Annotated in this window: 20 protein-coding genes; 11 read left to right on the forward strand and 9 right to left on the reverse strand. The window is 47.6% G+C overall.

From position 1 onward, the window contains the following. The first annotated feature begins 26 nt into the window (after positions 1-26). The 4 genes from ICL55_RS25900 to ICL55_RS25915 are packed head-to-tail and all read left to right on the forward strand — an operon-like array spanning position 27 to position 7,051. The gene (locus ICL55_RS25900) at positions 27-3,374 is read left to right on the forward strand and encodes a SusC/RagA family TonB-linked outer membrane protein (protein WP_223151594.1); all 3,348 of its coding nucleotides are present in this window, start codon (positions 27-29) and stop codon (positions 3,372-3,374) included. 30 nt (positions 3,375-3,404) lie between these two features. Beyond that, positions 3,405-5,210, forward strand: coding sequence for a RagB/SusD family nutrient uptake outer membrane protein (locus ICL55_RS25905; protein ID WP_188102951.1), 1,806 nt, complete (start codon positions 3,405-3,407; stop codon positions 5,208-5,210). A gap of 32 nt (positions 5,211-5,242) precedes the next feature. Continuing rightward, positions 5,243-6,208 carry a BT_3987 domain-containing protein gene (locus tag ICL55_RS25910; protein ID WP_188102953.1) on the forward strand — a complete coding sequence of 322 codons (966 nt, stop codon included), beginning with the start codon at positions 5,243-5,245 and terminating at the stop codon, positions 6,206-6,208. Positions 6,209-6,217: 9 nt separating this feature from the next. Further along, positions 6,218-7,051, forward strand: coding sequence for an endonuclease/exonuclease/phosphatase family protein (locus ICL55_RS25915; RefSeq protein ID WP_188102955.1), 834 nt, complete (start codon positions 6,218-6,220; stop codon positions 7,049-7,051). 64 nt (positions 7,052-7,115) lie between these two features. On the opposite strand, the gene ICL55_RS25920 is transcribed toward ICL55_RS25915, so the two are convergent. The 3 genes from ICL55_RS25920 to ICL55_RS25930 are packed head-to-tail and all read right to left on the reverse strand — an operon-like array spanning position 7,116 to position 8,531. After that, the gene (locus ICL55_RS25920; protein WP_188102957.1) at positions 7,116-7,682 is read right to left on the reverse strand and encodes a hypothetical protein; all 567 of its coding nucleotides are present in this window, start codon (positions 7,680-7,682) and stop codon (positions 7,116-7,118) included. After that, positions 7,670-8,281: a hypothetical protein gene (locus ICL55_RS25925; protein ID WP_188102959.1), complete on the reverse strand. Its 612-nt coding sequence runs from the start codon at positions 8,279-8,281 to the stop codon at positions 7,670-7,672. The genes ICL55_RS25920 and ICL55_RS25925 overlap by 13 nt, the downstream gene beginning before the upstream one ends. A gap of 13 nt (positions 8,282-8,294) precedes the next feature. Next, positions 8,295-8,531 (reverse strand): hypothetical protein, encoded by a 237-nt coding sequence (locus ICL55_RS25930; protein WP_188102961.1) that lies wholly within the window; start codon positions 8,529-8,531, stop codon positions 8,295-8,297. Positions 8,532-8,602: 71 nt separating this feature from the next. Here ICL55_RS25930 and ICL55_RS25935 point away from each other — a divergent pair, with 71 nt between their 5' ends. After that, positions 8,603-9,340: a c-type cytochrome gene (locus ICL55_RS25935; protein ID WP_188102963.1), complete on the forward strand. Its 738-nt coding sequence runs from the start codon at positions 8,603-8,605 to the stop codon at positions 9,338-9,340. A gap of 223 nt (positions 9,341-9,563) precedes the next feature. Next, positions 9,564-9,902 carry a hypothetical protein gene (locus tag ICL55_RS25940; RefSeq protein ID WP_188102965.1) on the forward strand — a complete coding sequence of 113 codons (339 nt, stop codon included), beginning with the start codon at positions 9,564-9,566 and terminating at the stop codon, positions 9,900-9,902. Between the two features lie 34 nt (positions 9,903-9,936). On the opposite strand, the gene ICL55_RS25945 is transcribed toward ICL55_RS25940, so the two are convergent. Next, positions 9,937-10,491, reverse strand: a complete 555-nt coding sequence (locus ICL55_RS25945) for a carboxymuconolactone decarboxylase family protein (protein WP_188102967.1) — start codon at positions 10,489-10,491, stop codon at positions 9,937-9,939. Positions 10,492-10,689: 198 nt separating this feature from the next. Here ICL55_RS25945 and ICL55_RS25950 point away from each other — a divergent pair, with 198 nt between their 5' ends. The 5 genes from ICL55_RS25950 to ICL55_RS25970 all read left to right on the forward strand — a co-directional run bounded on the left by ICL55_RS25950 (position 10,690) and on the right by ICL55_RS25970 (position 14,196). After that, on the forward strand, positions 10,690-11,805 hold the full coding sequence (locus ICL55_RS25950) for a hypothetical protein (RefSeq protein WP_188102971.1): 1,116 nt from the start codon (positions 10,690-10,692) through the stop codon (positions 11,803-11,805). Next, entirely contained in the window at positions 11,798-12,244 is a 447-nt protein-coding gene (locus ICL55_RS25955; RefSeq protein ID WP_223151595.1) for a DMP19 family protein, read from the forward strand. The genes ICL55_RS25950 and ICL55_RS25955 overlap by 8 nt, the downstream gene beginning before the upstream one ends. Further along, positions 12,237-12,827, forward strand: coding sequence for a hypothetical protein (locus tag ICL55_RS25960; RefSeq protein WP_188102975.1), 591 nt, complete (start codon positions 12,237-12,239; stop codon positions 12,825-12,827). Before ICL55_RS25955 ends, ICL55_RS25960 begins: the two co-directional genes overlap by 8 nt. 169 nt (positions 12,828-12,996) lie before the next feature. Beyond that, positions 12,997-13,824 (forward strand): hypothetical protein, encoded by an 828-nt coding sequence (locus tag ICL55_RS25965; protein WP_188102977.1) that lies wholly within the window; start codon positions 12,997-12,999, stop codon positions 13,822-13,824. Between the two features lie 54 nt (positions 13,825-13,878). Continuing rightward, positions 13,879-14,196, forward strand: a complete 318-nt coding sequence (locus ICL55_RS25970; RefSeq protein ID WP_188102979.1) for a DUF1493 family protein — start codon at positions 13,879-13,881, stop codon at positions 14,194-14,196. 121 nt (positions 14,197-14,317) lie between these two features. On the opposite strand, the gene ICL55_RS25975 is transcribed toward ICL55_RS25970, so the two are convergent. The 5 genes from ICL55_RS25975 to ICL55_RS25995 all read right to left on the reverse strand — a co-directional run bounded on the left by ICL55_RS25975 (position 14,318) and on the right by ICL55_RS25995 (position 21,331). Then, a complete protein-coding gene (locus ICL55_RS25975; RefSeq protein ID WP_188102982.1) occupies positions 14,318-14,764 on the reverse strand; it encodes a hypothetical protein in 447 nt (148 codons plus the stop codon). A gap of 211 nt (positions 14,765-14,975) precedes the next feature. After that, on the reverse strand, positions 14,976-16,094 hold the full coding sequence (locus ICL55_RS25980; protein ID WP_223151596.1) for a serine hydrolase domain-containing protein: 1,119 nt from the start codon (positions 16,092-16,094) through the stop codon (positions 14,976-14,978). A gap of 132 nt (positions 16,095-16,226) precedes the next feature. Then, a complete protein-coding gene (locus tag ICL55_RS25985; RefSeq protein ID WP_188102984.1) occupies positions 16,227-17,036 on the reverse strand; it encodes a hypothetical protein in 810 nt (269 codons plus the stop codon). A gap of 12 nt (positions 17,037-17,048) precedes the next feature. Beyond that, positions 17,049-17,834 carry a hypothetical protein gene (locus ICL55_RS25990; RefSeq protein WP_188102986.1) on the reverse strand — a complete coding sequence of 262 codons (786 nt, stop codon included), beginning with the start codon at positions 17,832-17,834 and terminating at the stop codon, positions 17,049-17,051. A 29-nt stretch (positions 17,835-17,863) separates the two neighbouring features. Then, the gene (locus ICL55_RS25995) at positions 17,864-21,331 is read right to left on the reverse strand and encodes a carboxypeptidase regulatory-like domain-containing protein (protein ID WP_223151597.1); all 3,468 of its coding nucleotides are present in this window, start codon (positions 21,329-21,331) and stop codon (positions 17,864-17,866) included. Positions 21,332-21,346: the final 15 nt, after the last annotated feature.

A 21,346-nucleotide genomic window follows, 5' to 3' on the forward strand; every position in this document is an offset into this window, starting at 1 on the left:
TATACGACGCTTACAAAATTTAAGCTATGAAACTATCTTTATCCACTATCCGTGGCCTTACGGGAAAGGTCATGCTAAATTTCCTGTGCCTGCTGCTGGCAATAGCGCCTGCTACGGCCCTGATGGCACAGGCTTCCGGGCCGGACAACCAAACGGTCAATATTGCTGTTAAACAAGCCCCGGTGGTGGAAGTATTCCGCATCGTGGAAAAACAAACTCCCTTCCGCTTTCTATTTGATAAATCCCTGGAATCTTTTGGTGCCAGGGTTTCCCTCCAACACAAAAACATCACGGTAGCACGACTGCTGGAGGAGATGGACAAACAAACCGGCCTTCAGTTCAAAACATCCGGTACAACTATTTCTGTGGCTGTAAAAAATAAACCTTCTCAGGTGCACCCGGGCGTGGACGCCCCAAAACGGGAAATCACAGGTATTGTTCTGGATACTTCCGGGCAGGCTATGGTGGGTGTGACCGTCGCCGTGAAAGACAGCCGCATCGGCACCGGTACGGACGTGAACGGCCGTTATATCCTCTCCGTGCCAGATGACGCCATACTCGTGTTCAGCCTCCTCAGTTACCGCAGGCAGGAAATACCGGTGGCGGGAAAGGATAAAATCAACGTGATCCTGCAAACAGCTTCTTCTGCATTGGAAGAAGTAGTAGTGGTAGGCTACGGCGAACAGAAAAAGATCAGCCTCGTAGGTGCACAGGCTACTATCTCCCCCAAAGACCTGAAACAACCAGTGTCTAACCTCACCAACTCCCTCGGCGGCCGCATCGCCGGTATGGTGTCTGTACAACGCAGCAGCGAACTGGGCTACAACGATGCCAATATCTATATCCGCGGTATCTCCACCTTCACCAAAGGCCTCAGCGCGCCGCTCACACTGGTAGACGGCGTACCCAGAAATATTGCCAACGTAGACCCGGAAGACATCGAAAGTTTTTCTGTGCTGAAAGATGCATCGGCAACGGCTATCTATGGTGTTCGTGGGGCCAACGGCGTTATACTCATCACCACCAAATCAGGGAAAGCAGGTAAGCCATCTTACAATATCCGCTATACGGAAGGCTTCACGCAGTTTGCGAAACTGCCTTCTTTCGCAGATGGTCCTACCTATATGCAGCTGTCCAATGAAGCCCTGAAAACACGCGGCAGCGCGCCGATCTATACCGACGAAGCTATCCGGAAAACACGCGACGGCAGCGACCCTTACCTGTATCCCAATGTGGATTGGTTCAAAGAACTGTTCCGCGATCATGGTAAAGTACGCAACGCGAATGCTAATATCAGCGGCGGTTCTGAAAAAGCAGTGTATTATATCGGCCTTGGTTATTATGATGAACTGGGCCTCTACAATGTAGATGGTCTCTCTAAATACAACTCTTCCATCTATTCCAAACGTTACAATGTAACGTCCAACATCACGCTCACACCGTCAAAAACAACGACAGTCAAACTGGGTATTCAGGGATATCTGAACAACGTTAACCTGCCGGCTACCGGCGTATCAGATATTTTCTCCGACGCCTACTACCTGACTTCTGTGCAGATACCCACCCGTTACCCTGACGGCAAAATAGCGGACCTGCGCGGCGGCGGACTGAAGAACCCCTGGGCTTCCCTGACACAAAGCGGTTATGCCAATCAATGGAGAAGCCAGCTGTACTCCAACCTGCGCCTTACCCAGGAACTTCCTTTTATCACCAAAGGCTTGTCTGTTACCGGTATGTTTTCGTTTGATACCTATAACTATACCAGTAACCGCTATACGAAAACACCCGATACCTGGTACGCTACCGGCCGCGATGCCGATGGGAAGCTAATCTATGAACAAACAGCTATCGGTACGGAATATCTCGCGTATGATAAATCCAATGTGGGAGAAAGGTCCTTCTATAACGAACTGGCGGTAAACTATAACCGGAGCTTTCGTAAACACGATGTATCGGGTATGCTGCTGTACAACAAAAGTGATAAGGCCAATACTTATGCAAGCAGCCTTGAAACATCCTTGCCATACCGCTTTCAGGGACTCGCGGGTAGATTTACCTACGGTTATAACAACAAATATTTCGCGGAACTCAACTTCGGGTACAACGGCGCTGAAAACTTCTACCCGGATAGACGTTATGGTTTCTTCCCTTCTGCGGGCCTGGGTTGGGTATTATCGGAAGAGAAATTTTTCAAACCTCTTAAAGATTACGTTCAACTGTTTAAAGTGCGCTTCTCCCATGGTCTTGTGGGTAACAGTAATATCGATGGCAGAAGGTTCGCTTACCTGGCTACGGTGGCTAATACCGGAGATTATTATTTTGGTAAAAATATGGACCAGAAGTTTACCGGTAAAGAAATTGGAGAATATGCGGTGGACGTACAATGGGAAACCTCCAAAAAGACGAACCTCGGTTTTGATATACAGGTGCTGGATGAAAGCCTTGCTTTGCAGGTGGACCTCTTCAAAGAATACCGCAGTGGTATCTTCCTGCGCCGCAAGTCCCTGCCCGGTTACATCGGTATGATCAATGCTCCTTTCGGCAACGTTGGTATCATCGACAACAAGGGCATCGATGCATCGGTGACTTACAACCGTCACTTCGGTGAACTGTCTGTGCAATTGCTGGGCAATTTCACCTACAATAAAAACGAAGTCATCGAAAATGATGACCCGGCATGGAAATACCCGTGGCTGGAACGAAAAGGCCACAAGGTAGACCAGCGCTTCGGTTACATCGCGCTCGGCCTCTTTGAGAGCGATGAAGAAGTGCGCAACGCCCCCCGTCAGCCCGGTGATGTCCGTGCAGGCGATATCAGATATAAAGATATCAACGGAGACGGTGTAATCGATAGCTACGATCAGGTTCCGATCGGTTACGGTGATATTCCTGAAATCATCTACGGATTTGGGTTCACACTGGGATATAAATCCGTAAGCCTTTCCGCGTTGTTTCAGGGTGCTGCCCATGTGGACGTGCTCCTCAGCGGTGAAGGCACCATGCCTTTCCAGCAAGGCCTGGCAAGAGGTAACCTCTTCAGCAATATCACGGATCGCTGGACAGAAGAAAATCCACGTCAGGATGTATTCTATCCCCGCCTGATGGCCGGCTCGCTGAACGATAACTACGCTGCCAGCTCCTGGTGGGTGAAACGCAGTGATTACCTGCGCCTGAAAACGTTGCAATTTAGCTATAGCCTGCCGCAACGTCTTATGAAACGTATCGGTTTTAAATCATCCAGCATATTCCTGCAGGGTGTCAACCTGTTGACGTTCTCCCCGTTCAAATTATGGGATGTGGAAGTAGGCAACGGCAGAGGTGCGGCCTATTCCAGCAACAAATCCTATACTGTCGGCGTAGCCGTGAATTTCTGATGATTCGCTAACAACAATAATCTCCTTCGGATGAAAATAAAAAGACTCGCTTACCTGGCACTGGTAAGTACTTCGTTTCTGACAACGTCCTGTAATAAGGATTTCCTCAATCAGGTCCCCGATGACCGTATCACCATCGAGCAGGTGTTTGCCCGCAGACGTTATTCGGAAGAATACCTGGCCAATATTTATTCAACGATACCCAACGAAGCATACCGTAATACCTCTCCCTGGGAAGGCTGTTCCGACGATGCGGATATCACCTACGACCGTCCGGGCTCGGGTTATGACACGTATCCCATCAATCTGGGCAACTGGAGCGCGGCTTCCGGTTATATGGACACCTGGTCCAAATATTACCGTGGTATCCGCTCAGCGTCTTATTTCATGCAACACATCGATGAAAACAAAGAGATAAAGGAGTTGCCCAACGGTCAGGACCTGATTGATAAATACAAGGCAGAAGCCCGCTTCCTCCGTGCCTTCTTTTATTATGGCCTGTTGCGTCAGTATGGGCCAGTGATCCTGCTCGGCGATACACCTATCGCCGGTGACCTGGAGCCTTCTGATGCGGAAATGCAGAAACCACGTAACAGCTACGATGAATGTGTGAACTACATCGTAACTGAACTGGATCTCGCCGCCACGAAGTTGCCCAAACACTTCACGGAACAAGCCGATGCGGATTATGGCCGCGCTACCGCCGCCACCTGTAAGGCCATCAAAAGCCGCGTGCTGCTGCTGGCCGCCAGCCCCCAATTCAACGGTAACACTGACTATGCCGGTTTCTCTAACATCGATGGTAAACAGCTGATCAGCTCCACCTTCGATAAAGAAAAATGGAAACGTGCAGCCGACGCGGCAAAAGACGTGATCACCGGCTTTAACTTCTCCCTGTATCGCAAAAACGATGCTGCCGGAAAATACGATCCTTACCTTTCCTGCCGCGACGTGCTCCTCGATCCATGGAACAGCGAAGTGATCTTTGCCCGTACCACCAACAACCTGAAAGACTGGGAAAGATCTACCAGCCCCCGTCTGGCCAATGGTTATGCTGCCGTGGCAGTTACCCAGCAACTGGTCGATGAGTTCGAAATGCAGAATGGTAAAGGTATTCGCGAAGCCGCTTCCGGTTATGTGGAGACGGGCTTTTCTACCGCTGCCACCAAATACACCACCGCCGGTACTTACAATATGTATGTCAATCGGGAACCCCGTTTCTACGTGAACGTTAGTTACAACGGCAGCCTCTGGATCAATACCAGCGAAGGCAACAAGGTGATAGAAACATTCTTTACCGGCAACACCGGCAAAAAAGGGTCATGGGATTTCCCCCGTACCGGCTATATCGCGCGCAAAAACATCCATCCCAACAGCAATCCAAGGATTTCCCAATATATCGCCAGACCGTTTGTACTGGTACGTTATGCGGAAATACTGCTCAATTACATAGAGGCGTTGAATGAATATGCGCCCGGTGATCCGGATATCGCAAAATACCTCAATGAGATCCGTAACCGCGCCGGTCTTCCGGAAGTAACGCCTGGACTCGGTCAGAGCGAAATGCGCAGCAAAATACGTCATGAGAGAAGGGTGGAACTGGCCCTGGAAAGTCTGCGCTACTTCGATACCCGGCGCTGGAAAATTGCCGAACAAACTGACGGCGGCAACTTCTACGGTATGAACGTGGACGCAGGTACGAAACTGACAGACCTCGTGTTCTATCAACGTACGGTTTTCGAAAGAAGGATATTCCTCAAAAACTATTACCTGTTTCCTATCCCGCAGTCGGAAATGGACCGCGACCGTAACCTGGTGCAGAATCCAGGCTGGTAATCACTTTTATTGATCTTAAAATGACTGACATCATGAAAATAAAAATAGGATCGGCCTGCGGAATGGCATTGTTGATGCTCGCCAGCTGCAGCCGTGACAGGGATCTGCTCAGCAATATTTCGGACAGTACCGCGGTGGTGTATATGCCGCAGGCGGTGAACAGTCCGGCTACGTATAGCTTTAACCGTACTGCCGCCACAGACTCCATTATCTATGGCGCCTGCTATGGCGGCCCGCATTCCCCCGCATCGGATATTCAGATACAATTCAAAACGGATGCATCGCTGGTGGATAAATTCAATGCGAAGAACTATACTAATTATCCCATACTACCCGAAGGGAGCTACGAGCTGGAGCAATCCGGCTCGGTGATCCCCGTCGGCAAATTCAATACGCCACCGCTGAAGCTGCGCGTACGCTTCGATAAACTGGACGGCGTGGGTAACTACCTGCTGCCGGTGAGCATTACCACCGACGCCAGGGTAAATGAAACATTGCGTACAACGTATTTTCTCATCAATGCTAAATATAACAGCAATCCCTTCCCGCTGTTCGACCGTAATACCTGGAAGATAACAGGCTTCTCCTCGGAAGAGCCTACCGGTGAAGGCGCTACCAACGGGCACGCCATCCATGCACTCGACGGTGACGATAATACGTTTTGGTCTACCCAGTGGAAAGCGGCCAAACCAGGCCCGCCTCATATCATCACCATTGACATGCAGACGGCGCAGAAACTTCATGGCCTCGCCTTCACCGGCCGTACAGACAAAGCCACCGGCGAAGTGAAAGCGACCGGCAATCCTAAAAACATCGTTGTGGAAACAAGCCTGGATGGTAACGTATGGGACTATACGGAGTCTTTCACACTGGATAACAACAAGCTCAATACCATCTTCCTGGCTTATGCCCGGCAGACAAGGTTCTTCCGGTTGACGATCAACACCAGCCAGGGAGATACCTATCTGACAAACATCGCTGAACTGAATGCCTTTTAACCTGTATATATGTCCAGATATCTCGTAGTAAGTCTGTTGCTGTTGCTGTATGCCTGTAGTAAATCGGATAATAAAACGGAGGAGCCACCTGCACCGGTAAAAGAAAAAGTCCGGTTAAAGGTGATGACTTACAACATCTATGGAGCCCGTGCCAGTACCGGCGCGCCGGCTGACCTGTCCCAACTCGCCAAAGTGATCAATGAACAACAACCGGACCTGGTGGCCTTACAGGAAGTAGATGTATTCACTAACCGCACCGGCACCACCGTACATCAGGCAAAAGAACTGGCCGCGCTCACAGGCATGGAATGGTTCTTTACCAAAGCCATTGATGTCAGCGGAGGGCAATACGGCGATGCCGTGTTGTCGCGGCTGCCCATTAAGGAAAGCAAACGTTATGCGCTCCCGGTAGACCCCAATGTGAGTGGTGAATTCCGCTCTGTGGCCATGATTAAAGTCAATAAGGAAGGGAAGGATTTTTATTTCGCCTCTACACACCTCGATCATCTGTCGCAGGAAGACAACCGTTTGGTGCAGGCTGCTGAATTGAAGAAGATAGTGGCGGGTCTGGACCTGCCGCTCATCATGGCCGGCGATCTCAATGCAGTACCCACTTCTCAGACGATGAACATTATCCGGAGTTTTATGAACCTGGGCTGTACGCAGCAATGTCCGCTGACGTTCCCTTCCAATAAGCCGGACCGCACTATCGATTATATCATGACAACACCCAATGCTGGTTTCTCCGTGAGCACCTACCAGCCGTTGACTGGATATGTGGCTGATAAAAACGTCTATGCGTCAGATCACTGTGCGGTGATCGCTACCATCAGTATAAACTAACAAAAGACGATAAACGATGAATGCAACGACGGCTGTTTTCCTTACGGGGAGCAGCCGTTGTGTTTTAAACGGTTTTGTTACGGTAATGGGTAATCGCAGTGGATATCTCTGCTGCGCTGTTGCCAACAGCGGCAAGGCGGTCCAGCTGGATATAGACATTTCTGCCGTCGCTCAGTGCAAGCGTAAGATCGCATTCAATTCTTCTCCCCATTTTTCTTGTTATAATGAAAGTGCCGATGATTTCTTCCCATGCATAAAATTGGCTGGCAGTAATACCCCGGCTGTCGATCTGCACACCACGTCTGGATGACCGGTACGGTTTCAGTATCAACAAGGTAAGTACCCATGTTAACACTGCCATGCCGGTAATAGCCAACAGCGGATGTATTGTCTGTGCCAGCAGAACAGTAAACACCATCATCGAGAAATAAAACGGCATCAGGATGGGAGCCGGTGATGAACGGAATACAAATTGTGCTTTGTCCAGCCTGATCATCCGGGTGAACAGGCTCTTATCACTGGTCGGCCGGATATGAATATGACGGGGAAAAAACGAAGCGGTATTCTCCTGGTCATATACCTGCTGATATCCGGGTACGTCTTTGTATTTTTCTGCGTCTATGATGGGCATGATAATGAATTGTTATTGCTGAAGTAGGTAATTGTGGTGGCGAGTTCAAAGGCTTTGCCAGCAACCTTGTCAAGCGGGTAAATGACCGTTTTTTGATTGATGAGCGTAAGGACCAGAAAGTCATCACCGGATTTGCTGCGAGGTGTCCGCCGTTTTTCTATAAGGGCGATTACAATAAAAGTATTGACAATGGTGTCCCAGGGGTAGTTTCCTGAATCAAGTGTGATACCTTGTCTGTCCACCATGATAATAGGTTTGAGTTTCCGGGCGGCTGCCCTGGCCTCGCGAACAAAACCCCATATGGCAAGGGATAGGATGGCTATCACGATTCCTGCATATAAAGGCTTCGGCTGTGCAAGAATGACTGCTATAAAAGCGGTGAATCCTAAAATGAGCAGGGGATTGAAATAATCTAAGGATCTGTGCACTAAAAACGGGCGCCCGTCCGGTTTGATCGTAAAAGTATGAAAACACCTGTCGGCTGTAGGTATTATTCGGACAATCCTGCCATTGTTGGAAAAATGTTCGATAGTTTTGTCGCTGTATACCTGTTGATATCCGGGTGCGTCTTTATATTTTTCTGTGTCTGTAATAGGCATGGCTACAATGGATTTAAACTGTTTTACCGGAGATTTTACTAAAATGATCTATAGCGGTTGCCAGTCTGGGGATACCATTCAGGGACATGGCGCTTACCTCAATGTATTGGTGCTGTTGGGCTGGTGTGATCAGTACAAGAAAGGATAGGAGTGATTTTCCCTGAATTCGCTGTACAATAAAGGTATTGGCCAGATTTTTCCACGGATAAGTTGTTCCCTTTGTGTATTTATGTTTATCTATAACAGGCATGGGAATACGATATTATTTAGATATAGGTCTAAAAATCACTAAATTAGTAAATAATCATGACCCTCACTGCTATGAAGTACCTATGCTACGTTTGGTTGTGTTGCCTGATGTTTGCCTGCCGGTCGACCACTCACACAGATTGGAAAACGATCGACTACGGTCCGTTTAAGCTGAAAGCGCCACAGGAATGGAAAAAAATAACCTTTAAAGGAATAGATAGTTACGTCGGTGGACTATCCAACGGAAAAGACACGCTCTCATTTGATTATGGCATCTATGGCGTAGATATGGACCTGGATTCTTCAGGTACTTATCAGGAAGATACTATCAACGGGTTGCAGGCAGTAATTGCTATGTCCGGAGAGGAGCGTAATAAGCATGTGGCTGTCGACATCTATCTGAAAGATCAGGAGCACCATTTTTTTATGAGTGGCTTTAGGCTGGATGATGTGCCAACCGTATTGCAAATTTTTAAGTCCATTTACTTCCCCTATAGTGACACCACCATCAATCCACCCATTGTGATGACGAAGTTTCAGCGTGGCCCCCTGGCTACCGGGAAATGGCTGTTCCAGATGAATTGTGCGGCCTGTCATCAGCTGGGGAAAAAAATGATGGGCCCCGCTATGGCGGAAATCGGTAGGTATCGGGATAAAGACTGGATATATCAATTCCTTACTAACAGAGACGCTATACAGCCAGACAGCCTGACAATCGCCTACCAGAAAGAGGCGGGAAGTATAACATGTGTGAGATTTCCCGGCCTTACTAAAATGGAAGTAAATCGAATTCTTGGGTATGCAAAATAGGTCCCGGTTTATTCCCCCTAAAAAACAGCCACCGATACAGGATATTCGGTGGCTGTTTTAATTTTATTCCTATATTCGATAACTGTTTGTTATTTGTTAAACCCGTTTGCAGGCCCCCTAAAACATGTTTCCCTTCAGGGGCGACAAGCCGAAAAAGCCGGCACGGAAGTAGCGGAGATAAATGCTGAATGAATAGCTGTTGTTCTCCACCATGCGTATCAATATGAAAGAATCACTTAAAAAATATCTGGAATATATCGATTCCGACGAAGATTTCTCCTTTAAAGTAAGGATGGAAGCGGAATGGGATGATCATGCCTATCAGGAATTCAGCCGGCTGATGACCGCCGTCATCCATGATTACAAAGACAGCGGCCTGATACCGATACCGGTGATGCTGTTCTTTACTTCCGGTCTGGATCAGCTGATCGGTATTGTGACGAACCCGCTGTTCTTTAAAACCGCCTCCAGAGAATACGAAGACCTGGTCCGGGGCCGCGTGGCTGAACTGGAGGCATGGCAGAAAAAATTCCTCTCCGGCGAACTCTTTATGCAATCATAGCATCTAAAAAGCGCTCTTAACGTAGTCCAGGACTTCAGCCCTGGGACCTGCGCAAATCGCACAGCATATCAGAGTGGATATTCAGCCCTATGTTGGTCATGTTATACAGATGCTCACTGGCAACCAGCCACACCACCTCACAGATCTGTGTTTCGTTGTAAAACATGGCCATACGGGAGAATGTGTCCGGATGCACTTTTTTATGCTGCGTCAGCTCTGTGACATAATCCAGCAATGCTTTTTCTGCCGGGGTGAACAAAGCACTGGTGGCGTATTCCGGCAGTGCGTCGAACTTGGTACTGTCCATGGAAGTACGAATAACCTCCCAGCGGGCGATGTCCATGCAGAAAAGGCAGATGTTCAGTCGGGCTACCTGTTGCCTTACCAGCAGAATGGTTTCCGGGTTTAAGGTCAGTTTTTTGTCCAGTTTGTTCACTTTCCCGTAGAACATGCCGAAAGCTACGGGCAGCCTTACAGAGTGTACTTTTAGCGGTGCCAGCACTTTACCGAACTGCTTACGGGTAAAATAATAAGCCAGTTTCATCATCAGGCCTTTGGGCTGCTCAACAGGGGCGAGAAAAGTGTCCATAATCATGTGTTTTATCAGGGTGATAGATTGTTTTTGAATGTTATACCCTTATATCAACTGAACTTCCCCGAATAGGACAACAGGCGAAAACTTTTTTTAGTACCTTTCCTTTTTAAAAAACAACGATTGATTGTCAGTCCTTAAAACATATTTGGTAACCCCCATTGGTGTACCTGATGGAATTTAACCGTACCCTGAATGAACAATAACATCACCGTAGAACCATTTCAGATTGAAACCACCCGTACTGCCATAGCAGTAGTTACCCGCCTGACGACCGCAATGGGCGTGTCTCACCACAGCAACATCACGTATGGCGAACAGACGCTCATGGCCAATTATGTGTACAACAGCCGTTCTTATAAGACAGTGTATACCCTGATTGACGCCGATGGCGCCGTTATGAACAGCTGTGAGGAAGAAGATGGCGTACTGCCGACGCTGTTTACCAGCCCGTCAGGAGAGGCATTCGTGTCGGTTGTTCCCTATCACCCGGACAAAGAACTGGAAATCAGCATACCTGTTTTCAGCCGGGAGCAAACGGAAAAACCCAAAGGCAACCGCCCTTTTACCGGCAAGTTCATGGGCATCGTACAGGATGCTGCCGTTTTCTATGACAAGGACCAATGGTCCAGTGCAAAACCAGACAAAATGCTCACCATCGTGTTTAAAGACGGGGTGATCAAAAAGAAGAACAATATCAAAATAGCACCACCCACGCAGAATAAAGTGTATGTGGCAGACAATGAAATTCATCTCCTGAAAAAGATGAATGACCTGTGGATACACCGGCAAATCAATGAAAAGGGCGAGGAGATAAAGCGCCGGGAGCTGGACCTCGGCGGCCACCACGCACGGGATATCATCACCTGCTCTTTTAAAGAAGTGTCCTGCCTGCTGGCAGATGATGACAATGGCCGACTGGCCCTCCTGCTGGTAGATACCGCCGGAGCGGTGACCCGCAAGGAACTGTTTAACCTGGGCGACCCTATTTTTAATACCTGGCAGGCAGTTCGCATCGGTCCGGATACCTTCGCCATTCGTTTTAATACAGAATTTGGGAACGGCTGGATGGTGGTCCGCAACCACCAGCTGGTGGAATTGTTTTACAGTAAAGGCGTACAGGGCTATAAAAACCTACTGGCCGGCGACGTGATCAGCATCCCGGCGGAAGAAAAACTGATCCTTTCCGGGCTCAATAAAACCCGGGAAAACGCGCTGGCCGTTACGGTCTACCTCAAATCAGATAAACCCAAAGAACAGAAAACATTGTTTATTATCAACAGAACAATAACAACAGATGGCAATGGATGAACAAAGACAGGCTTTTGAAGATTATTCCTTTGAAATAACAGGACGACTCTTCGATCTACATGGTGGTAAACTGGAACTGCTCACCGAAGAAGAACAGGAGGTAGTACGGATATGGAGGCTGGAAGCAGATATGTACAATGGTGGCTTCCTGCAGTACTTCTGCAACTGGGGCTACGAAAATTTTGAGAAAACACAGCAGATATTGGCTAAACTCGGCGCAGTAAAAAGTCTGGCGATCATCACAGAATATGAAAAAACAATCGCTGTGTTGAAAGAGGAGGAGAGAATTAAGGAATTATGGGACATTCCCAAATACCTCGATGAATATCTTAATGAAGACCAACAGCAACGGCTCAACGAACTGGATGAACTGTACTGGGAAAACCCGGATGATATCCAATTATTAGGTTACAACTATTATTTAAAACAAGATGCGTAAAAAATCGATATTACTAAGCCTGCTCCTGGTATGGGGAGCTACCTGCGTAATGGCGCAAACTAAAGTCAACGACTATCTGAATATACCGGGACCGCTGCAGCTGAACAATGCCGGTTATCAGCTGGTATGGTCTTCACATCCCAACAATAACTATTACAAGCAGGAATACCTGCTACCGGGAGAGACCCTGGAGAAATTTAATTCGCTGATTACCATCGACTTCCTGAAGGGAGATTTTCAACCCGCCGACTTGGTAAGCCAAAAGGTGGCGGAACTGAAGAAACTACAGGCTTCCAATCCGCTGGTAAATTATAATGTGTATGAAAAAGACCAGCAGTATATTCTTGATTTTCTGATGAGCCAAAGTTCCGCTGATGGCAAGCAGCTATTGATCGTGGAACGAAATGTATACCGCTACCAGCGTAATGCCAACCCTCAGCAGCCGGGTATTTTATTGCTGTCTGCCAGTCAGCGGGCCTATGGCAATGGTATCGAACCATTCCTCAAAAAGCTGAAAACAGATAAAGAGAAACTGGTGAAGGCGGTGGCCGAATATAAGTTGCCAGCCGTTACTGCCAAATAATATCCGTGCATTCTTAAAGGCGTGTTAAAATTTTCTTGTATGCCCCCTTACACCCTGTTGCGGCATAATAACCGGGTAGGATATACGTTTTTCACCTAAATTTGAATCTGAAAAACTTATAGCCAACAAATAATCCGGATGCTCATAAAGCCGCCGGGCCCATAGGAGTATGAAGAAGAATATAATTACGGCTGCAGCATTGCTGCTGGCTGCCTGCGCTTTCGGTCAAACTAAACCGCTCATTGGTATTGTTTTCAAAGGTACTGACAGTACCGGTCAGCAGGCTGCTATTCGGAATACCGTGGAAGACGCCTTCCTGCGTGCCAAACGTTTTGATTTTGTAGAACGGGGCGAGATGAACGAGATCAAATCCCAGCCAACTGAAAGTGCGCAGCTGGAGGCTATGAAGGAGCTGAAAGCCCAATATCTGCTGGTAGGCAATGTAGTGAGCGTGATGGAAGACCAGAAACAGGCCAAGCTGCCGGTATTCGGTAATTCCGTGACCCAGCAAACGGAAGTCATCTTTAACGTGAAAGTATTGGACGTGAACTCCGGTGAGCTGGTAGCTGCCGGCAACTTCTCCAATACAGGCAAAGGAAAGAACGGATTCCACGATGCGCTGGCCGGTACCCGCGGCCGCCTCGACAAATTCGTAAAGGACAACTTCAGGCTGGTGGCCACCATCGCTTCCGTAGAGGAAAAAAATGCCTACGGTGACGCAGTGAAGGTGTTGCTTTCTGCCGGCAAAGCAGTAGATCTCCGTGAAGGCGACGAGTTTAAAGTCTATGAAGCGGTAGAAGTGAACGTAGATGGTAAAAAAATCACCCGTAAAAAAACCGTGGGAAAGATCATCGTTTCCAGAATAGAGGATGAACACTTCAGCGTCTGCTCCGTGGTGGAAGGCGCCGGCGAAATCACCAAACTGGCCGGCAACGGCGCTACCCTTCGTTGTGAACTGACTGCGGAAGCTCCCAAAAAATTATTTTTCCAGAAATAAAGTGTACTTAAAAAGCGGTTACCTTCAGACAGCCGCTTTTTTTTAAGGTAAGTCATGAGTGATCAACTGACGATATTAATCTCCTTTTTGCGGCATGAGATCGGCGAAGATAAATTGCCAATGACGCGGGACACATTGATTGAAGATGATCTCGGCGTGACTGGTGACGATGCTGAAGACCTGATCATTGCCTTTGGTAAAGCATTTAATGTAGACATCAGCAATTTTAATTTAGGTGCCTATTTCGGTGATGAGCCTGGCGGTTTTTTGATTTGGTGGAGAAAACCCCGTGAGCTGAAACCTTTCACTATCGGTCACCTCGAGAAAGCTATGTTAGCCGGACGGTTAGATGATACCGTCATCAATTCCTGAAAATAACTACCGGATAACTTCTCTAAGCCGCTATCGCCGCCATACCTTCTGTTATCTTCTGCCGGGATATAAGCCGCCATGCTTTGCTCCCTTTATAACAAATGACTCCCTGAATACTTTGTTAATCATTAGGAGTGAAGCAGGGGAAATTAGAGGATACAGTATAGGTACCGCTGGTTGTTCCATCACTGAATACATAGTGATAATAACAATAGTAACGGGTACCTGCATGGCTGCTTCCCGTCCACTCTTTCGTTCCTCTTTCACAAATACCGTTCACTATTTTGTAGCCTTCGCCCACGCAAGGCGACGTACCATCCCGATATTGCAGGGCGATATTATTATTGTAATGAAAAGTGCGTGGTGTGGCACCCGCATAAGCCAGCATCCATCTATCCGCATCTGCAGTACCGGGGGTACCCGAAACATTGATAGCCCCAATATTGTTAGGATCATGTTGTGTAATGGCTTTATCTTGCCGGGCTGAAGAAGAATTACTTTGTTTACTGGATACGTAAACTAAACCGACAATAAGAACTGACAGTAATAGAGAGACAAAAGTTTTCATGGTGTTGTTTTAAGGGGTGATTGAAAACGGGTTACCAGGTTATGTATTCAGGGAGTATTAATAACAGGCTACTGTAACATGAAATGCTGACTTAGTTGACATAACTAATTTAAATAAATTAATCTCAATTATTGTAGGAAATATAAACATGATAACATGAACAGCATTTAATAATCAATCACCCCATGGGCAACGTTTGAGGGCCCTCTTTTTATTTTAACTCCTCCAGCGCTATCGCCGCCACATCTTCTGTTACTTTGGTCGGCGAATTACAGTCGCAGTTACTTAACCCTACCACGTAAATATCTTCCCCCGGAATATAAACCGCCATTGACTTGTACCCGAAGATATGGCCCCCATGCACCCTGGCTGGTGCTCCTTTGATATCTTTGAATTGCCAGCCATAACCATACATATGTGCCTCACCGTTATTCAGGGTGTAATGTGTAAAGGCTTTCTGCATCGCTGTGTTGTTCAGTAGCAGATGTTGGTTGAGCGCATTTTGCCATTTCAGCAGGTCTGCTACGGTAGACATCAGGGCGCCGGCGGAATAGGCAATGTCATAACTGATTCGGGTTTTATTCACATAGACGGAGTCTTTTTTATGATAACCGTATGCTCTGTTTTTGATGATCTGCCGATCGGTGGCATAATAGGTGTTGTGCATACCCACTTTGTCGAGGATATTTTTCTGAATAAAATTTTCATAATCCACCCCGGAGACCTTTGCTATTACATATCCCAGCAGGAAGTAACCCGAATTGTTATACGAATATTTTTCCCCCGGAGCGCTGTCAACTGGTTCGTTTTTAAAGAAGTCGATCACCATTTCAGGCGTCATTTCCTTTTGTCCGATAGTGGAAAGATTTTTCATGCGGGTAAAATCCTGAATGCCGGAAGTATGGGTGAGCAGATGATGCAGCGTTATCTTGTCACCGGAAGGATAGTCAGGGAGGTACTTTGACAGTGGATCTTTCACGCTTAACTTCCCTTGCTGCTCCAGTAGGAGAATGGCTACGGCGGTAAACTGCTTGGTCATGGAGCCTATCTGGAACACATCGTCTGTTTTAATGGGTACATCCAGTTCCAGATTAGCTTTACCCCAGGCTTTCTGATAGATCGGTTTACCCTTCCGGGCGATCATAAATACGCCGCCAGGGCCATTGGGGTCTTTAAAGAGGGTCGAAATCAGGCTGTCAGCACGTGTTTCGAGATGCTGGGCGGAAATAATCCGCGTGGGACTACAGAGGGTCAGCAACAGTAACAGTAATAAGGGATAGCATTGTTTGAAAGGCATCATGGTGGAGAAATAGATTTTGATGTCTTTCAAAAGTACAGGCGATAGGGGTGTCGGGGATGTTGCCTGTTGCGGAAACTGACATATTTGATGCGAAAGCCCGGATTTTTGTGATAAAACAGGAATGCCCCGCCGGACCGGCAGGGCATTCGCAGGAGGAGGGATTTACCAGGTCCTGTCAGGGTAAAAATACAAACGGGTCATTTCCAGCCGGAACTGCCCATGGGCCAGGAAGTATGGCTGTACCAGGCCTTTTTCTCCGGCAAGCGGCAGGTTCATGCCAAATGCGCTAATGCTGCTGTTGTCTTCACTGTCGCCCAAAGCCCACTGATCTGTTGTGCCGGCTTTTGTAAAATAGATGAAGGCGCCATCCAGCTCGTTTTTAGTATCAAAGTCCGGAGAAGAAAGATAATCTGCGTATACCCAGGTGTTCGGTTTTACGTTTTTGGCGATATACGTCCTGTATTCGGTGCCCTCGGTGGCATCTTTCCGGTAAAGGAAAATATCGAAAAGTGCATCGCCGTCGGTATGGCGGACATAAAATCCCAGTTTATTAGTCGCGGCCTCGGCTGCGGGCGGGTTTATCTCCAATGCTTTACCATCGAAATAGATGAAATTAAAAGCGGCTTTGGTGCCACTGCCGGGTAGCGGTTGACTGAAAATAACTGCCTTGGTGGAAGTATCTGTCAGTGTCAGTGTCGGTGTGGCCTGCTGATGTAACGGTGACGTATAAACGGCATTGAACCCAATCATCTCTGCCGGTTTGATGATGAACTTGCCGTAGGCTGTAGCTATGTCATAGTTGGTGGTGTCAATGGATACCTGCCATGCGTGGTCGCTGCCGTTATATCCATTGATGACTACCTGCATCACTTTTCTGGCCTTCAGATCTTCCTTATTGCAGGCGGTAAATAGCATACAGAACAGGATGCCCGTGATGGCGGTGGTAATGATATGTTTGAATAAAGACTTCATGATGTGTTGTTTTTATAACTCCAGATTTTTGTTAAACCTTATGCTGCGGTCTATTTCACTTTCACTGAAAATATAGATAGTGGAAGAGGGATTCGGAGCTGCGGGAGTAGGGGCGCTGGATGAGGTAGGATGCCAGCTATACGCCGTTCCCTGTGTGTAATACTCGTTGGTGCCGGCCTTGTAGATATAGGCTTTGAACAGCACGGGGGTATTCTGCCCGTTATATTGTTGGCCGGTGGTGGGAAAGGTGGATAATGTCACCGTTTCGCTGAATTCGTTGGGCTTTACATTTTTAATACGGGTGATTTCTTCGAACACTTTCGGGGTGAAATAGTATTTCCCTAATACGATGTCTACCGGTTCACTGTAGTGGGTCAGCGTGGGCATGAACAGGTAGGAAATTTTGATTTTTCCGTCTTCTTTGGCCTCTTTTTGTGGCATGTTCATCACCTGACCGTTCATATAAAAAAAGCTGATAACGGCTTTCCCTTCCTCTTTTTTCAGTTCTTTTTCCAGTACAATTTTTCCTGTTTCCTGCCCGGAGATGGTCAGTTTTACGGTGTGCTGATTCTCCCGGAAGGTATAGGCTTCGCTTTGGTTAAAGTTGCCGCTGTTCAAATTGTATTTGAATTTAAAAGTGTCCACTTTTACCTCCAGATCTTCGCTGCCTCCGTTGTATCCTTTGACGGTGATGGGCAGCATTTCGCCTTTGTAGAGGAAGTCTGTTTTTTTGTTACAGGCGGCTGTTGTCAACAACATGACTCCTGCTATCAACGTAAATATTTTCGCGTATGTCATTTTTCTTTTTTTAGATGATCAGGCATAGATTAGAAAGTGTAGGAAAGGGACAGGCTGAAAGACGTTCCTACTTTGCGAATGAAGGTGTCCTTGTCTCCAATCCGGGTTTTCGTTTTTCCATCTGCGGATGTTTCATAATGACCTTCTTCATATTTCTGCGAGAAACCTTCTTTCCATTCATAGATATCACCCCATTCTGTAGCCGGGATTTGAGACAGGGAAAGGCCATTCCATTTGTCCTGGTATTTGTAGGTGTCGGTGCTGTTGATATAAAAACGATAAGCGGTGTTAGTGATGTTGCTGACGTTCAGTCTTACATGCAGTTTTTTGTCCTTCAGGAAAGCGTAACTTAATTGTGCGTCCAGCTGGTCGCGAGGCCGTTCGTATTCTACGATGTTGGGTGTCATGCCGGCGGTAAAGGTTTTATAGCCCATGTGATTGAAGGCTACGTTGGCGCCTAAACGGTTACCGGTATATTGGAGGCCAATATTGTACAATACGGGTACCTGTCCGTATAAGGGTCTCTTTTCTTTTTGCAGGGTTTTGGTACGGTACTCATATCGAATACCATATTTATCCTCGGTAAGGCCTTTTCCCTGAAAGGCGCTGGCTTGTACTTCAGAGCTTTGGAGCGTGAGGTTGCCGTTCAGGAAAATATTGTTCAGCCATTTCCAGCCGGGGTTCATGAACCCGAGCCGTTTGCGTATATCCAGTTCCCAGCCTTTCACCTTTGCCCACTCTGAGTTTTGAGTAGTCACATATACCCTCATGGTGGCATCGGGTTGCATGCGGTATATCTCTACTGGTTTATCAAAATATTTATAAAAGAATCCTGCGGAGATGACTTCACCCGGTTGCGGATACCATTCAAAACGCAGATCGTAGTGGTCTATTAGTGTGGATAACACGCCTTCATTACGGCGGTAGGCGCCAATGCCGGGGTCATAGCGTATCATGCGGGAGTTTTCAATCAGGGCTGGCCTTACTACAGATTGTGCATAGGCTGCTCTGATATTGAAATCCCGGAGTGGGGTGGCGGTAAGACTGGCGGAAGGAAGATAACGCCATTTTTTTTCTTCTGAGGTGGGGTCGGCGAAAGGAGAGACTACTTTTCCTGTTTCAGGGTCCACGTATTTAAGTTTTTCTCCCTGGTCTATCATCGTGGAAATGGTGAGGTCATTGGAGCCGTTTTTCAGTCTTTCGTATTGATAGGATTCTGCCCGGATCCCCCACACCAGCCGTAGCCAGCTGGTAATACGATTGTCCATCATGCCATACACCGCCTGGTTGATATTTTTGCCTTCGTAGCTGTTCCGGGAGAAAGAGGCCGGATAATACAGGAGGTCTTTTAAAGGATCGTTGAAATCCAGGTATTTGGTCCATTCCTGTACCGGCACAAAAGGATAGACGCTACCCTGAGGTTCAACAGAGCCAATAGGTAATACCATCCAGTCATACAACCCTTGGCGTTCCATAAATTGATAACCGGCTTTGATGGTTTGTTTTTGCCCCAGTGCTTTGAAATGATAGCTAAGGGCTGCTTCTGCCATTTTATTGGTTTCCTCATACAGGTATTGTGCTCTGTTGAAAGTACCGTTACCGGGATTGGTAACACCGCTCGGCATGACATTGTGCGTGGTATTGTTGAGCGTGCGGGTAGGTACCAGCCAGGCCTCTACGGCATCCTTTTCCAGATTGGTCAGCTTATTGCGGGAAAGGTTCCAGTCAAATTGAAAAGCGCCCAGCGTATGCTCGCCACTGATACGGTTTTGTAGCAGGTCAATGAATTTAGGACGGTCATACTCCCGAACCGCAGGCGCATCATCAGAACCAATTTCATTACCCCAGCCTACAAGGCGGGAAAACTGATTGTTGAACACGCGGGAATAGAAATTACGCACGGTAATTTTGTGGTGCTTCATGCTCCAGCCCATATTGAGTAGAGCTCCCCAGGTGGTGTTAAAATTATAATGTTTGGAATAGGTGGGCAGCAGTTCCTCTCCGGTGGCTGCATCATAGCTGGGTGCGCCTATTTTCTCCCAGTCTCCCCGCTCAAAGTGAGAGATATCATCAATAGACTGTTCATTGCGATAGCTGATGGAACCAACAAAACCAAGGCGATGCGCTTTCAGCTGATAGCTGCGTCCCAGGCTGAATTGGTAATTCTGTCCGGGCGCCGTGCGGTAAATTCTGGTGCCCATTCTTTCCAGTCCGCCTATTCTTTTATTTTGTTCAGCGATCATCGCGGGTGTTATGGGCGTAACACCAGGGGTGGGCGCTGCATTAGGATTTTTAGGGTTATAGTTTAGGTTGTTAAAAGTCAGCAGATCATCAGGGAAATGCTCTCTGCTGCCATCATCAAAACCCAGATAGTCTTTGGTGCCACGGCCATAGCCCAGGAATTCTTTGCCGGTGCTGCCGACTGTATATTTCCCGCCAATACCGATCGTGGTGAAGTTCTGTTGGGGGATAGCGAAGGTGTTCACCTGTATCAGGCCACCGCCAAAGCCAAAACTCATGTCCGGTGTGGAGGTCTTGGATACGATCACATTGTCGATCAGGTTGCTGGGGATAATATCAAATTCAAAATCGCGTACCTGTACGTCTGTGCTGGGTAAGATCGCGCCGTCCATCATGGCGAGATTGTACCGTTCTGCAATACCGCGTACGACTACACGACGGTTGTCGTTGGTGCTGATACCGGAAATTCTTTTTAATGTTTCACCTACATTTTTGTCAGGCAACGCGGCAATCTGTTCTCTGCTGATGCCATTAGAGATACCGGCTTCGTTTTTTTGCCGGATATAGAGTGCATTGACACTCTCTTTTTTTACGGAAGAAGTGACCACCACACCCGCCAGTGTTTTTTTCTCTCTCTTAAGGGTGATGTTTAGGTCAAAAGTCTGTTCGTCTTTTATTTCGATGTCGGTCACCAGTTTGGAGACATAGCCGATGGAAGATACCTCTGCCTGATACGTTCCTTTAGGCAGAGCGAGGACGAATGAGCCGTCTTTTGCACTGGTGGCGCCTTTGTTGCCGATGCGGATGGTGACGTCGGGCAATGGGTCGCCGTTTCCTTCGTCAATGATTCTGCCTGTCACGCGCCCGGGTGCTTTCTTCGCGGGATCGGTGGCTGCCTTGTAAACAGGATCAGGAAGGAGGAAAATCAGTTTGCCTTTAATAGTATAGGTAATAGGACTTTTGTCGAAGATACCGCTCAAAACGTTGGTTAATGAGGCATCTGACAAAGAGAGTGTAACGTTTTTGCCATAGGCTGCCAGTGAGTTTTCGGAATAGGAAAAACTAAAGCCTGTTTGTCGTTCAATATGAGTACATGCTTCGCGCAGCGGGGTGTTCCTGAATTGTACGGATATTTTTTTAGCTGCGTCCTGCGCTTGCAGGGCGATGCTCCATATGAGCAGGCATCCCAGGAAAATGATGCGGAATGCATTTCGGGGCAGCATTCGTCTCCCATGCCCCGTTCGATTTTTTTTCATACTTTTAATTGTTGT

The sequence above is a fragment of the Chitinophaga varians genome (genome assembly GCF_014529945.1).
Taxonomy (GTDB): Bacteria; Bacteroidota; Bacteroidia; order Chitinophagales; family Chitinophagaceae; genus Chitinophaga; species Chitinophaga varians.

Bases quoted from the DNA above. Each gene is read 5' to 3' on its own strand.
- ICL55_RS25945 (WP_188102967.1), bottom strand. From the start codon at position 10,491: ATGGACACTTTTCTCGCCCCTGTTGAGCAGCCCAAAGGCCTGATGATG.
- ICL55_RS25920 (WP_188102957.1), bottom strand. From the start codon at position 7,682: ATGCCCATCATAGACGCAGAAAAATACAAAGACGTACCCGGATATCAG.
- ICL55_RS25960 (WP_188102975.1), top strand. From the start codon at position 12,237: ATGCGTAAAAAATCGATATTACTAAGCCTGCTCCTGGTATGGGGAGCT.
- ICL55_RS25915 (WP_188102955.1), top strand. From the start codon at position 6,218: ATGTCCAGATATCTCGTAGTAAGTCTGTTGCTGTTGCTGTATGCCTGT.
- ICL55_RS25925 (WP_188102959.1), bottom strand. From the start codon at position 8,281: ATGCCTATTACAGACACAGAAAAATATAAAGACGCACCCGGATATCAA.
- ICL55_RS25935 (WP_188102963.1), top strand. From the start codon at position 8,603: ATGAAGTACCTATGCTACGTTTGGTTGTGTTGCCTGATGTTTGCCTGC.
- ICL55_RS25950 (WP_188102971.1), top strand. From the start codon at position 10,690: ATGAACAATAACATCACCGTAGAACCATTTCAGATTGAAACCACCCGT.
- ICL55_RS25995 (WP_223151597.1), bottom strand. From the start codon at position 21,331: ATGAAAAAAAATCGAACGGGGCATGGGAGACGAATGCTGCCCCGAAAT.
- ICL55_RS25990 (WP_188102986.1), bottom strand. From the start codon at position 17,834: ATGACATACGCGAAAATATTTACGTTGATAGCAGGAGTCATGTTGTTG.
- ICL55_RS25900 (WP_223151594.1), top strand. From the start codon at position 27: ATGAAACTATCTTTATCCACTATCCGTGGCCTTACGGGAAAGGTCATG.
- ICL55_RS25940 (WP_188102965.1), top strand. From the start codon at position 9,564: ATGAAAGAATCACTTAAAAAATATCTGGAATATATCGATTCCGACGAA.
- ICL55_RS25965 (WP_188102977.1), top strand. From the start codon at position 12,997: ATGAAGAAGAATATAATTACGGCTGCAGCATTGCTGCTGGCTGCCTGC.
- ICL55_RS25905 (WP_188102951.1), top strand. From the start codon at position 3,405: ATGAAAATAAAAAGACTCGCTTACCTGGCACTGGTAAGTACTTCGTTT.
- ICL55_RS25975 (WP_188102982.1), bottom strand. From the start codon at position 14,764: ATGAAAACTTTTGTCTCTCTATTACTGTCAGTTCTTATTGTCGGTTTA.
- ICL55_RS25955 (WP_223151595.1), top strand. From the start codon at position 11,798: ATGGATGAACAAAGACAGGCTTTTGAAGATTATTCCTTTGAAATAACA.
- ICL55_RS25910 (WP_188102953.1), top strand. From the start codon at position 5,243: ATGAAAATAAAAATAGGATCGGCCTGCGGAATGGCATTGTTGATGCTC.
- ICL55_RS25930 (WP_188102961.1), bottom strand. From the start codon at position 8,531: ATGCCTGTTATAGATAAACATAAATACACAAAGGGAACAACTTATCCG.
- ICL55_RS25985 (WP_188102984.1), bottom strand. From the start codon at position 17,036: ATGAAGTCTTTATTCAAACATATCATTACCACCGCCATCACGGGCATC.
- ICL55_RS25970 (WP_188102979.1), top strand. From the start codon at position 13,879: ATGAGTGATCAACTGACGATATTAATCTCCTTTTTGCGGCATGAGATC.